Origin of the sequence: Corallococcus sp. RDP092CA, from assembly GCF_041903675.1 — a bacterium.
Classification (GTDB): Bacteria; Myxococcota; Myxococcia; order Myxococcales; family Myxococcaceae; genus Corallococcus.
Genome location: NZ_JAYESI010000030.1, coordinates 62977 through 75291 on the forward strand (window position 1 = coordinate 62977; position 12315 = coordinate 75291).

Below are 12315 nucleotides of genomic sequence, written 5' to 3' on the forward strand. Positions count from 1 at the left end.
CTGGCCTTCAGAGCAGCGCGCGCAGGAGGACGTCCTCCCCCACCTTCTCCACCGTCAGGTCCTTCACGGCCAGGGCGTGGGCCATGTCCTTCACGCCCAGCTCGCCAGCCCACGTCAGGCCCCCCGCTCCCACCAGCTTGGGGGCGAGGAACAGGGCGAGCGCGTCCGCCAGGTGCTCGCGCAGCAGCGTGCCGTACAGCCCCGCGCCGCCCTCCACGAGCACGTGGTTGAGCCCCTCCTTGCCCACGCGCTTGAGCACGGCCTTCAGGTCCACGCGGTCCTGCTTCGCGCGCACGTTCCACACCTCCACGCCCTGGGCCAGGAAGCGCCGGGCGCGCCGGCCCTCCGGATCCTCCAGCGTGGCGACGATGGTGCGGGCCGGGCTGCGCTGCGCGAAGACGGTGTGGCCCGGGGACAGCCGCAGGTGCGAGTCCACCACCACGCGCACCGGGTCCTTCCCGCCGCCGCCGGGCAGCCGCGTGGTGAGCTGCGGGTCATCCATGCGCACGGTGTTGGCGCCCACGAGGATGGCGTCCACCTGGTTGCGCAGCCGGTGCACCCACGCGCGGGACGCCTCGCCCGTCACCCACCGCGAGTCCCCCGAGGGCGCGGCGATCTTCCCGTCCAGCGTCACCGCCGCCTTGAGCGTCACCCAGGGCAGGCCCGTGCGCATCATCTTGAGGAAGGGCCGGTTGAGCGCGTCCGCCTCCTCCTTGAGGACGTGCGTCACCACCGCCACGCCGCCGCGCTTGAGCCGGTTGAGCCCCTTGCCGCTGACCAGCGGGTTGGGGTCCGAGGACGCGCTGAACACGCGCCGCACGCCGGCCTCCAGCACCGCCAGGCTGCACGGCGGGGTGCGCCCGTAGTGGTCGCACGGCTCCAGCGTCGTGTAGAGGTCCGCGCCGCGCGCCTTGGAGCCCGCGGCCTCCAGCGCGACGACCTCCGCGTGCGCCGTGCCGGCCTTCTTGTGGTGGCCCCGCGCGATGATGCGGCCGCCCTTCACCAGCACCGCCCCCACCACGGGGTTCGGGCTGGTGCGGCCCAGGCCCTTGGCGGCCTCCTCCAGCGCGATGCGCATGAAGAACTCGGCCACCGCGCGGTCGAAGTCCGCCGCGCGCTTGGAGCGGGGGGCCTTCTCCGCCTGCAACCGTGACCGCGTGAGCAAGCGCATACCGCCCTTCCTAACCGTCCTTGGGCGGAGTCACAGGCGGCTTCGCCTTGCGCTCACGCTCCTGGTCCTCGAGCAGGTCCTTCAGCTCGTGCATGAACTCGGAGATGTCCCGGAAGCTTCGGTACACGGACGCGAAGCGCACGTAGGCCACCTCGTCCAGCTGCTGTAACCGCCGCATCACCTGCTCGCCAATGGATGAGGAGGGCACCTCCTTCTCCCCCATCCCCTGGAGCATCCGCTCGATGTCCTCCACCGTCGCCTCCAGCTGCGCGGCGGACACCGGGCGCTTCTCGCACGCCTTCTTCAGGCCGTTGAGGATCTTCTCGCGGTCGAAGGCCTCGCGGCGCCCGTCCTTCTTCACGATGAGCGGGTAGAGCTCCTCCACCCGCTCGTACGTGGTGAAGCGGCGCTTGCAGGCCAAGCACTCGCGGCGCCGCCGGATGACGGAGCCCTCGTGCGACTCGCGCGAGTCGATGACCTTGTTCTCGGGGTCCTGGCAGAAGGGGCAGCGCACGGGCTTGGGTTACTTCAGGCGCGAGGCGTACAGCGGGAAGCCCTGGGCCAACTCCTTCACCTGGCCCTTCACCCGCGCGAGCGCCGCGTCGTCCTGCGCGGCGTCCAGCGCCTGGCCGATGAGCCGGCCCACCACCGCCATCTCCGCCTCGCGCATGCCGCGCGTGGTGATGGCCGGGGTGCCCACCCGGACGCCGGACGTCGTCGTGGGCTTCTCCGGGTCGAAGGGGATCATGTTCTTGTTGACCGTGATGCCCGCCCTGCCCAGCACGTCCTCGGCCACCTTGCCGGTGAGCTTCTTGGCGCGCAGGTCCACCAGCATCAGGTGGTTGTCCGTGCCGCCCGAGCACAGCCGCAGGCCCGCAGACTTCAGCGCCTCCGCCAGCGCCTGCGCGTTGGACACGATCTGCTTCTGGTACGCCTTGAACTCCGGCGACAGCGCCTCCTTGAAGGCCACCGCCTTGCCCGCGATGGCATGCATCAGCGGGCCGCCCTGGATGCCGGGGAAGATCTGGCTGTTGATGGTCTTCGCGTAGGCCTCACGGCTGAGCACCATGCCGCCGCGTGGGCCGCGCAGCGTCTTGTGCGTGGTGGTGGTGACGATCTCCGCGAAGGGCACCGGCGAAGGGTGCACGCCCGCGGCCACCAGGCCCGCGATGTGGGCCATGTCCACCAGCATGGCGGCGCCCGCCTTGTCGGCGATCTCCCGGAACCTCGCGAAGTCGAGCGTGCGCGGGTACGCGCTCGCGCCCACCACCAGCACCTTGGGCTTGTGCTCCAGGGCCAGCGACTCCACCTGCGCGAAGTCGATGGTCTCCGTGTCGCGGGACAGGCCGTAGTGGACGACCTTGTAGAGCTTGCCGGAGAAGTTGAACGCCGCGCCGTGGGTGAGGTGGCCGCCGGAGTTCAGGTCCAGCGACAGCATGGTGTCGCCCGGCTTCATCAGCGCCATGAAGGCGCCCATGTTGGCCTGGCTGCCGGAGTGCGCCTGCACGTTCACCGCGTCCGCGCCGAACAGCTCCTTCGCGCGGGCGATGGCCAGGTTCTCCGCCACGTCCACCACCTCGCAGCCGCCGTAGTAGCGCTTGCCGGGGTAGCCCTCCGCGTACTTGTTGGTGAGCACGGAGCCCACCGCCTCCATCACCGCCGGGCTGACGAAGTTCTCCGAGGCGATGAGCTCCAGCCCCTCCTCCTGACGCTCCGTCTCGTGCCGGAGCACCTGGGCGATTTCAGGATCCACCTGGGACAGCGTGCGGGTGTTCTCCATGGGGTTGCCTCCTGGCCTGCGAACGAAGGGAACTGCGAGGGGACGCTTCACCGGCCCGTCAGCGCTGCTGGGCCTCGACGTCGCGAATCTTCTGGACGCGCTTCTCGTGGCGGCCGCCCTCGAAGGCGGTGGAGAGGAAGGCCTCCAGGATGCCGCGCGCCACGCCCGCGCCCACCACGCGCTGGCCCAGACACAGCACGTTGGCGTCGTTGTGCGCGCGGGTCATCCGCGCCTCGAACTCGGTGGTGCACAGGGCCGCCCGGATGCCCCGGTGCTTGTTGGCCACGATGCTCATCCCGATGCCGGTGCCGCACACCAGCACGCCCAGCGTGCCGGCCTCCGCCACCACCTGGCGGGCCACCCGCGAGGCGAAGTCCGGGTAGTCCACGGACTCGCGCGTCTGGGGGCCCAGGTCCTGGTACCCGGTGCCGCGCTCCTCCAGGAGCGCCACCAGCTCCTGGCGCAGCTCGATGCCCGCGTGGTCGGAGGCGAGGATGACTTTCACGGCCGGACTCCGGGAGGCGGGGCCCGCGCCTTGGGGGCGGGGCCGGGTAGGAGGCCCCTGCCCGCCGCTCCCGTCACCGGAGGCAGCGGGCCGGAAGGGCCGTCAGGCGAAGCGCTTGAACACCAGCACCGCGTTGGTGCCGCCGAAGCCGAACGAGTTGCTCATCACCGCGTCGACGTGGGCCTCGCGCGCCGTGTTGGGCACGTAGTCCAGGTCGCAGTCCGGGTCCGGCGACGTCAGGTTGATGGTGGGCGGAATCACGTTCTTCGTGAGCACCTGCACGCTCACCACCGCCTCCGCGCCGCCCGCCGCGCCGAGCATGTGGCCCGTCATGGACTTGGTGGACGACACCATCAGCTTGCGCGCGTGCTCGCCGAACACGGCCTTCAGCGCCTTGGTCTCGTTGGCGTCGTTGAACGGCGTGGACGTGCCGTGGGCGTTGACGTAGCCCACCTGCTCCGGCCGCATCCCCGCGGACTCCAGCGCCAAGCGCATGCAGCGCGCCGCGCCCTCGCCCTCCGGCGCCGGCTGGGTGACGTGGTACGCGTCCGAGTTGGCCCCGTACCCCACCACCTCCGCCAGGATCCTGGCGCCGCGCTTCTTCGCGGCCTCCAGCTCCTCCAGCACGACGATGCCCGCGCCCTCGCCCATCACGAAGCCGTCGCGCTCCTTGTCGAAGGGACGGCTGGCGCGCTGCGGGTCGTCGTTGCGGGTGGACAGGGCCTTCATCACGGAGAAGCCGCCCATGCCCAGCGGGGTGATGGCCGCCTCCGCGCCACCGGCGATGGCCGCGTCCGTCTCACCCAGGCGGATGGACTTCCAGGCCTCGCCAATGGCGTGGGCGCTGGTGGCGCAGGCCGACACCGGGGCCCAGTTGGGGCCCTTGCAGTTGTAGCGCATGGAGATGAGCCCGGGCGCCATGTTGACGATCATCTGGATGATGAAGAAGGGCGACAGCCGGTCGAACCCCTTCTCCAGCCCCTTCTGGTGCTGCTCCTCCAGGGAGGAGATGCCGCCAATGCCGGAGCCCACGATGACGCCCACGCGCTCCGGGCGGTAGCCATGGGGCGCGTCCGGGCCGATGGGCAGGCCCGACTCCTTGACCGCCATGTCGGCCGCCGCCATCGCGTACTGGGCGAACAGGTCCATCCGGCGCACCTCGCGCCTGTCGATGAACTTCTCGGGCTCGAAGTCCTTCACCTCGCCCGCGATGCTCGCACCGAGCTTCTTCACATCGAAGCGGGTGATCGTACCGATACCGGATTGACCGGCCAGCATCGCCTGCCAGTTCTTCTCGGTGCCGGTGCCCAGCGCGGAAATCATGCCGGTGCCGGTGATGACGACTCGACGGTTTGACACTGTTCTTCTCCGCTGACCGCGATGGGGCGCGGAAGCGCCGGTTGAGGACGCTCCCCCAGGGCCCCGGACTTCCGGGTGTCGCGACTGCCTACTTCTTGTGGGTCTTCACGTAGTTCACGGCGTCGCCGACGGTCTTGATGTTCTCCGCCTCGTCGTCCGGAATCTCGACCTCGAACTCCTCTTCCATCGCCATGACCAGCTCGACGATGTCGAGGCTGTCCGCGCCCAGGTCCTCGATGAAGGACGACTCGGGCTTGATCTCATCCTCACCCACACCGAGCTGGTCGGCGATGATGGACTTGATCTTGGTTTCCACGTCGGTTGCGGTGGTGGACATACGTACGGAACCCTCCAGCTCCAGATGGGGCCCGCCGTTTGATTCGCGGGCCGTCTTCAAGGCGGGCGCGGTATATCCCACGCCCGGCGGCAATCCAACCTTGGCTTACATGTACATGCCGCCGTTGACCTTCAGGACCTCGCCGGTGATGTAGGACGCCGCATCACTCGCGAGGAAGAGCACGGCCCCGGCGACCTCCTCCGGGTTGCCCAGGCGGCCCAGCGCGATGCCGCCCACCATCTTCTGCCGCAGCTCGTCGTCCAGGTGCGACGTCATGTCCGTCCCGATGAAGCCGGGGGACACGGCGTTGACGCGGATGCTCCGGCTGGCCAGCTCCCGGGCCACCGACTTGGTCAGGCCGATGAGCCCCGCCTTGGCGGCCGAGTAGGCCGCCTGGCCCGGGTTGCCCATCTCCCCCACCACGGAGGTGAGGTTGACGATGGCGCCGGAGCGCTGCTTCATCATGGGCCGGCTGGCGGCGCGGATGAGCGCGAAGGCGCCCCGGAGGTTGGTGTCCAGCTGCCGGTCCCAGTCCTCGTCCTTGACGCGCATCACCAGGCCGTCAATGGCCATGCCCGCGTTGTTCACGAGCACGTCCAGCCGGCCGTGCGCCTTGACGATGCCGTCGATGGCGCCCGCGCACGCGGCGGTGTCCGCCAGGTCGAACTTCACGGCCTCCGCCTTCGCGCCCGCCTGCTGGAGCAGGCCCACCGTCTCCTGGGCGGCGGCCTCGTTGCCCACGTAGCTGATGACCACGGTGGACGCGCAGGCCTTCGCGAAGGCCTGCGCGCACGCCCGGCCGATGCCGCGCGAGCCGCCCGTCACCAGCACCACCTTGTCCTTGAAGCCGCTCATGCTGCCCCCAGCGCGGCGAGCACCTTCTCCAGGGTCGCGGCGTTTTCGACGTTGAACGATTCGATGTCCTTGGTGATGCGCTTGATGAGGCCGCCCAGCACCTTGCCCGGCCCCAGCTCCACCACGTGCGTGACGCCGTTCGCCTTGAGCGCCTCCACGCACTCAATCCAGCGCACCGGCGCGCTCACCTGCTCCAGGAGCAGCGGCACCACCCGCGCGGCGTCCGCGTTGGGGCGGGCCTCCACGTTGGTCACCACCGGCACGGACGGCGCCTGGATGCGCACGCCCGACAGCACCTCCGCCAGGCGCGGCTTCACGGGGTCCATCAGCGCGCAGTGGAAGGGCGCGGAGACGGGCAGCGGCATCACGCGCCTGGCCCCGGCCTCCTTGCACCTCGCGCCCGCGCGCTCCACCGCGGCCGCGTGGCCCGCGATGACCGTCTGCTCGGGCGAGTTGTAGTTGGCCGGGGCGACGACCTGCCCCTCCGCCGCGGCGTCGCAGGCGGCCTTCACCGCGTCCGGGGTGAGGCCCAGGATGACGGCCATGGCGCCCGTGCCCACGGGCACCGCCTCCTGCATGAAGGTGCCGCGCGCGCGCACCGCCCGCGCCGCGTCCTGGAGCGACATCGCGCCCGCGGCCACCAGCGCGGAGTACTCGCCCAGCGAGTGGCCCGCGACGAACGCCGGGGCCGGGCCGCGCTTCTGGAACACCGCGTGCACCGCGGCCGACACCGTGAGGATGGCCGGCTGGGTGGTGGCGGTGAGCTTCAGCGCCTCTTCCGGGCCCTCGAAGCAGGTGGTGGAGAGCTTCTCGTGCAGCGCGTCGTCCACGGCGTCGAAGACGGCCCGCGCTTCAGGGAACTGCTCGTAGAGGTCCTTGCCCATCCCCACGGCCTGACTGCCCTGCCCGGGAAACACGAACGCGACCTTCGCCATGTTGCGGTCCTTCCTTGTGTCGTCCTGCCTACCAGCGCACCACCGCGCTGCCCCACGCCATGCCCGCGCCAATGGCCATCATCGCGATGACGTCCCCGCGCTGGAGGCGGCCGGCGCGCTGCGCCTCATCCAGCGACATGGGCAGCGAGGCGGACGACGTGTTGCCGTACTTGTGCAGGTTGAGCCAGCATTTTTCCTTGGGAATCTCCAGCCGCTCCATCACCGCTTCCAGGATTCGCAGGTTGGCCTGATGGGCGATGACATGGTCCACCTGCGCCGTGTCCAGTCCGTGGGCCCCCAACGACGCCTGGGTGGATTCCACCAGGGCCCGCACCGCGAAGCGGAACACCTCCTTCCCGTTCATCTTGAGCTTGTGGAGATTTGCATCCACGTTGTCCGACGTGACGGGGGTGCGCGAGCCGCCCGCGGGGATGCAGAGGAGGTTGGCGAGGTCGCCGTCGGTGCGCAGGTGGGTGGAGAGGATGCCGCGCGGCGCCATGGCGTCGTCCTCCGCGTCCGGGGCGGGCGCCAGCACCATGGCGCCCGCGCCGTCCCCGAAGAGGACGCAGGTGTTGCGGTCCTTCCAGTCCACCGCGCGGGTGAGCAGATCCGCGCCCACGACGAGCGCGCGCTTCACCTGCCCCGAGCGCACGAACTGGTCCGCCACGCTGAGCGCGTACAGCCCGCCGGCGCACGCGGCGGACACGTCGAAGGCGAAGGCGCGCCTGGCCCCCAGCTTCGCCTGCACCAGCGCGGCGCACGACGGCATGGGCATGTCCGCGGTGACGGTGCCCACGACGATGAGGTCCAGGTCTCCAGGCGCCACGCCCGCCATCTCCAGCGCGTTGCGGGAGGCGCTCACCGCCAGGTCGCTCGTCGCCTCGTCCGGGGCGGCCTGCCTGCGCTCCTGGATGCCGGTGCGCTCGCGGATCCACGCGTCGCTCGTCTCCACCAGGCGCTCCAGGTCCTGGTTGGTCAGGACCCGCGTGGGGGCATAGGAACCGGTTCCGATGATGTGCGTGCGTGCCACGGGGCCTCCGAATTCGTCGGAGTCCAACGCCCGGGCGGCGCGCTCTAATCGGCCCCTTCGTCTCCGTCCGCCTTCCTTCCCCGCTGGTGGGGAGGAAGCCAGGCGGCGGCGTTGGCGATGCAGCGCGTCAGCTCCTCCTGCACGCCCGCGCGCACGTGCTGCAGCGCGGTGACGAGCGCGTTGTGGATGGCCCGGGGGGAGGAGCGGCCGTGCGCGACGATGCCCACCCCCTGCAACCCCAGGAGCGGCGCGCCGCCGTACTCGGCGTAGTCCATGACGCGGCGCAGCCCCGCCAGGGTGGGCTTGAGCAGGAGCGCCCCCAGCTTCTCCGGCAGGCCGCCGCGCTTCTCGATGGCGGAGCGCAAGAGGCCGGTGATGCCCATGCCCACGCCCTCGGACGTCTTGAGGACGATGTTGCCGGTGAAGCCGTCCGTCACGACGACCTCCACGTCGCCGGAGAACAGGTCCTTGCCCTCCACGTAGCCCACGAACTCCAGGTCGGAGCGCCGCAGGAGCGCGCTCGCGTCGCGCGTGAGCTGCGTGCCCTTGGACTCCTCCTCGCCGTTGGAGAGCACCGCCACCCGGGGGCGCTTCACGCCCAGGCGGGTGCGCGAGTAGGCCTCGCCGAGCACGGCGAACTGGGCCAGGTGCGAGGGGCGGCAGTCCACGTTGGCGCCGGCGTCCAGCAGGAGGCAGCGGCCTTCGCCCTTCAGGGCCGGAAACAGGGCCGCGATGGCCGGACGCTCCACGCCGGGGATGCGGCCGAGCGTCAGCATGCCGCCGGCCATCACCGCGCCGGAGTTGCCCGCCGACACGAGGGCGGACGCCTCCCCTTGCCGGACGAGCTCGAAGCCCACCCGGAGCGAGGAGTCCCGCTTGCGCCGGAACACGGCCGTCGCGGGGTCGTCCATCTCCACCACTTCGGACGCGTGGTGGAGGTGCACGTTGGGGGGCGCGCCGGCGCGCTCCAGGACGGGGCGCACACGCGTGGCGTCCCCGACCAGCACGAGCTCGTGCCCGGGATACGCTCGCGCGAACAGCACGCCCCCTTCCACGACGGCGTCGGGGGCGTGGTCGCCACCCATCGCGTCGAGGACGAGCCGCACCGGCAGCCTTCCGCTTTCAACTACTCCGCGGCGGTCGCGATGACCTCACGGCCACCGTAGTTGCCACAGGCCGCGCAGGCGCGGTGCGGCATCACGGGCTCCTTGCACTTGGAGCACTTGATGACCTGCACGGGGGTCCGCAGGTTGTTGTTGCCGGCCCGACGACGGTCCCGGCGCATCTTCGACGTCCGCTTCTTGGGAACTCCCACGGCTCACCTCGGCATCGGACCCGTCCCCCCTCGCGACCTGCGAGGGGCATAGGGACCGTCAGTTCAGCTTGATGTTCTTCAGCGGCGACAGTCGAGGGTCCACGACCTTCGGCTCACAGCCGCACTTCTTCTCATTGAGGTTCTGGCCGCACTGCGAGCAGAGCCCCTGGCAGTCTTCCCGACAGACCGCGTTCATCGGGAGCGCGAGCAATACCTGCTCCCGGACGATCGGATCCAGATCGATCGTCTTGCCATCGAAAACCTGCTCGTCGGTGTCGTTCAGCTCGAAGGAACCCGCGGATTCACCCTGGGTGCGTTCCTTCTTCTCCATGGACTTCTCGTCGTCGTCCAGGAAGTCGTCGCCCCGGGCCAGGGACTCCGGCACCAGGTTGATGGTGAAGGACACGGGCAGGTCCAGCTTCACGTCCGCGAGGCAGCGCTTGCAGGGCGCGCCCACATGGGCGGTGAAGCCGCCCCGCAGCAGCACGCCGCCGCTGACCTTGCGCAGGGTGGCGTGGAGCGTGGACGGACCGGTCGCCTGGAAGCCGGTGCCCTCGCCGGACCCCTGGCCTTCCAGGGCCTCCTTGAGGACCTCGGGAGCGATGGGCTCGTCGAGCGTCAGCCCCGCGTCTTTGATTTGCTCAATCTTTACGACCATCTACAAGGCTTCCCGGCAAAAGGGCGCGCAACATAGAGGGACTCCCCCCGTCAGTCAACACGCCGGGTTGGGCCCCCAGGCCGCGCCGCATGGATCCACTCAACACCGCTCTGGTAGCTTTCCATCTGATGCGCACCCCTGCCCGCGGTTGGCGGGGCGCACCCTGCGTCTGGGGGCTCGGGCTGATGCTCGCCCTGCCGGCGCAGGCCCGTGCGCCCCTTCCTCCCTCATCCCCCCTGCTCTTCCAGCTGGGCCCGACGAACGCCGCCATCGAGGAGGCGCAGGCCCTGCTGGAGGCCGGCCGCTTCCAGGAGACCCTGGGCGTGGTGCAGGGCGGGCTGGACGCCCCCGACGTCACGGACGACGAGCTGGTGGAGCTCTACCGGCTGCAGGGGCTCACCGCCCTCTACCTGGGCGACGAGGCCCTGGCGCGCGGGGCGTACGAGAAGCTGCTCCAGGCCCGGCCGGACTTCGAGCTGCCCCGCTCCGCGCCGCCGAAGGTCCGCAGCCTCTTCGCGAAGCTGAAGGAGGACCTGCGCCACCGCCGCGTCCTCCCCGTCACCCTGGAGGTGGACCCATCCCGGACCCGGCGCCGGGCGAGCGCGTGGAGGTGGACGCCGTCCTCCGGGACATGGCGCTGGGCGCGAGGGCCCGGCTGTTCTACCGGCGCGCCGGGGCGCAGGGCTTCTCCTCGGTGGACTTCGTGCGCGACCGCGGCCGGCCGGAGCACTACCGCGCCGTGCTGCCCGGCTACGAGCTGCCCGTGGAGAGCACGTCCTATGAGGTGGAGTATTACTTCGAGGTCGTGGACGCGGCCCAGCGGCGCCTGGCCGGGCGCGGGGACCCGTTCCACCCGCTCCTCTTCCAGGTGGCGCCGCGGACCGCGCCGACCCCGGCCGTGACGGAAGGGACGAGCCGCCCCTGGTACAAGAGCCCCTGGCTCTGGGTGGCCGTGGGCGCGGTGGCCATCGGCGGCACGGCCGGGGTGGTGGCCCTGTCCTCGTCGGAGGAGCGCGGCCGGGTCCCCATCACCATCCGCGTGGAGGACGCCGCGCCATGAAGCCCCCGGCGCTGTTGCTCCCGGGCCTGCTGGCCCTCGTCACCGGCTGTGGGCCGGGCGCCGCGTCGGAGGCGCCGCCGCTGGGGCTGGACATCACGCTGAGCCGCGCCGTCGCCAGCCAGGTGGGGGCCTACCAGGTGGCGGTGCTGAAGGACGGCGCGAAGCGCAACTGCACGGAGCTGCAGCGCACCTGCCTGTCGTCGCAGGTGGCCGCGGGCGACCTGCTGGAGCTGAAGGACGCGGAGGGCCACTCGGGGCGCACGCTGCGCTTCCCCTCCGCCCCCGGCGGCGCGGCCCAGGGTCTCTCGGTGGACGTCCCGGTGGGCCGCGACTACGCGCTCGTCATCGAGGCGCTGACGGCCGACACGCCCACCCGCTTCCTCGGCAGCTCCTGCAACTACCTGCGCGAGGTGCACTCCGGCACGAACGCGCCCCTGGTGGCGGCCCCCATCGAGCTGACCGCGCAGGACTGCGACCCGGTGTTCGCCCATTGAAGCCGCCGCCCGCCCGCGCCCTGGGGGGCGGGCGGGCGGACTTGGCGCACGGATGTCACATGGATGTCCCGAGCGGACCGGAACGAATCTGTTACGGGACGCCACGCACTCCATCCCCTTCGCGGGAGCACCTTCATGGCGCGCATCCTCATCATCGAGGACGAGCAGGACCTGGCCGGACTCGTCGACTACAACCTCCGCGCCGCGGGCTTCGAGACGGACACGGCGAACACCGGCGCGGGCGGGCTCGCCCGGGCGCGGGCCCACCCCCCGGACCTGGTGCTGTTGGACCTGATGCTGCCGGACGTGGCGGGCGGTGAGGTCCTCCGCATGCTCAAGAACGACCCGGAGCTGAAGAAGGCCGCGGTCGTCATCGTCAGCGCCAAGGGCCAGGAGGCCGACCGCATCCAGGGCCTGGAGCTGGGCGCGGACGACTACGTGGTGAAGCCCTTCTCCGTGCGCGAGCTGCTCCTGCGCGTGAAGGCGGTGCTGCGCCGCGCGGACGCGGAGGAGGGCCCCGCCGCGGTGCTGGCCGCAGGCGACATCAGCCTGGACACGTCGCGCCACCAGGTCCGGGTGAAGGGCGAGGAGGTCATCCTCACCGCGCTGGAGTTCCGCCTGCTGCGCACGCTCCTGGAGCGCAGCGACCGCGTGCAGACGCGCGAGGTGCTCCTGTCCGACGTCTGGGGCATCCAGGCGGAGATCCACACGCGCACCGTGGACACGCACATCAAGCGCCTGCGCGAGAAGCTGGGGCCCGCGGGCGACATCATCGAGACCGTGCGCGGCGTGGGCTACAAGCTCAGCCCCCCGTGA

General features: G+C 71.0%; 16 protein-coding genes. 3 read left to right on the forward strand and 13 right to left on the reverse strand.

What is annotated here, in order from left to right; genetic code table 11:
* Positions 1 to 7: 7 nt before the first annotated feature.
* The 13 genes from ribD to U8525_RS26920 form a co-directional block, all read right to left on the reverse strand.
* Positions 8 to 1171: a bifunctional diaminohydroxyphosphoribosylaminopyrimidine deaminase/5-amino-6-(5-phosphoribosylamino)uracil reductase RibD gene (gene ribD / locus U8525_RS26860; RefSeq protein WP_374269386.1), complete on the reverse strand. Its 1164-nt coding sequence runs from the start codon at positions 1169 to 1171 to the stop codon at positions 8 to 10.
* Between the two features lie 10 nt (positions 1172 to 1181).
* The gene (gene nrdR, locus U8525_RS26865; RefSeq protein ID WP_374269388.1) at positions 1182 to 1685 is read right to left on the reverse strand and encodes a transcriptional regulator NrdR; all 504 of its coding nucleotides are present in this window, start codon (positions 1683 to 1685) and stop codon (positions 1182 to 1184) included.
* Positions 1686 to 1694: 9 nt separating this feature from the next.
* Positions 1695 to 2951, reverse strand: coding sequence for a serine hydroxymethyltransferase (gene glyA, locus U8525_RS26870; protein ID WP_374269390.1), 1257 nt, complete (start codon positions 2949 to 2951; stop codon positions 1695 to 1697).
* A 58-nt stretch (positions 2952 to 3009) separates the two neighbouring features.
* Positions 3010 to 3456: a ribose 5-phosphate isomerase B gene (gene rpiB / locus U8525_RS26875; RefSeq protein WP_374269391.1), complete on the reverse strand. Its 447-nt coding sequence runs from the start codon at positions 3454 to 3456 to the stop codon at positions 3010 to 3012.
* Positions 3457 to 3558: 102 nt separating this feature from the next.
* Positions 3559 to 4815, reverse strand: coding sequence for a beta-ketoacyl-ACP synthase II (gene fabF, locus U8525_RS26880; RefSeq protein ID WP_374269393.1), 1257 nt, complete (start codon positions 4813 to 4815; stop codon positions 3559 to 3561).
* An 88-nt stretch (positions 4816 to 4903) separates the two neighbouring features.
* Positions 4904 to 5152: an acyl carrier protein gene (acpP, locus tag U8525_RS26885; protein WP_014395452.1), complete on the reverse strand. Its 249-nt coding sequence runs from the start codon at positions 5150 to 5152 to the stop codon at positions 4904 to 4906.
* 105 nt (positions 5153 to 5257) lie between these two features.
* Positions 5258 to 6007: a 3-oxoacyl-[acyl-carrier-protein] reductase gene (gene fabG / locus U8525_RS26890; protein ID WP_374269396.1), complete on the reverse strand. Its 750-nt coding sequence runs from the start codon at positions 6005 to 6007 to the stop codon at positions 5258 to 5260.
* Positions 6004 to 6942, reverse strand: coding sequence for an ACP S-malonyltransferase (gene fabD / locus U8525_RS26895; protein ID WP_374269398.1), 939 nt, complete (start codon positions 6940 to 6942; stop codon positions 6004 to 6006). The genes fabG and fabD overlap by 4 nt, the downstream gene beginning before the upstream one ends.
* A 28-nt stretch (positions 6943 to 6970) precedes the next feature.
* A complete protein-coding gene (locus tag U8525_RS26900) occupies positions 6971 to 7972 on the reverse strand; it encodes a beta-ketoacyl-ACP synthase III (RefSeq protein ID WP_374269399.1) in 1002 nt (333 codons plus the stop codon).
* 44 nt (positions 7973 to 8016) lie between these two features.
* Positions 8017 to 9078 carry a phosphate acyltransferase PlsX gene (gene plsX, locus U8525_RS26905; RefSeq protein WP_374269400.1) on the reverse strand — a complete coding sequence of 354 codons (1062 nt, stop codon included), beginning with the start codon at positions 9076 to 9078 and terminating at the stop codon, positions 8017 to 8019.
* A gap of 20 nt (positions 9079 to 9098) precedes the next feature.
* Positions 9099 to 9287 (reverse strand): 50S ribosomal protein L32, encoded by a 189-nt coding sequence (gene rpmF / locus U8525_RS26910; protein ID WP_014395447.1) that lies wholly within the window; start codon positions 9285 to 9287, stop codon positions 9099 to 9101.
* A 58-nt stretch (positions 9288 to 9345) separates the two neighbouring features.
* On the reverse strand, positions 9346 to 9945 hold the full coding sequence (locus U8525_RS26915; protein WP_374269402.1) for a DUF177 domain-containing protein: 600 nt from the start codon (positions 9943 to 9945) through the stop codon (positions 9346 to 9348).
* Between the two features lie 227 nt (positions 9946 to 10172).
* Positions 10173 to 10487, reverse strand: a complete 315-nt coding sequence (locus tag U8525_RS26920; protein ID WP_374269404.1) for a hypothetical protein — start codon at positions 10485 to 10487, stop codon at positions 10173 to 10175.
* A 68-nt stretch (positions 10488 to 10555) separates the two neighbouring features.
* On the opposite strand from U8525_RS26920, the gene U8525_RS26925 reads away from it, so the two are divergent.
* From U8525_RS26925 to U8525_RS26935, 3 genes are all read left to right on the forward strand, one after another.
* The gene (locus tag U8525_RS26925) at positions 10556 to 11005 is read left to right on the forward strand and encodes a hypothetical protein (protein ID WP_374269406.1); all 450 of its coding nucleotides are present in this window, start codon (positions 10556 to 10558) and stop codon (positions 11003 to 11005) included.
* Positions 11002 to 11499, forward strand: coding sequence for a hypothetical protein (locus tag U8525_RS26930; RefSeq protein ID WP_374269408.1), 498 nt, complete (start codon positions 11002 to 11004; stop codon positions 11497 to 11499). The genes U8525_RS26925 and U8525_RS26930 overlap by 4 nt, the downstream gene beginning before the upstream one ends.
* A gap of 135 nt (positions 11500 to 11634) precedes the next feature.
* Complete coding sequence (locus U8525_RS26935) at positions 11635 to 12315, forward strand: response regulator (RefSeq protein ID WP_374269410.1); 681 nt, start codon at positions 11635 to 11637, stop codon at positions 12313 to 12315.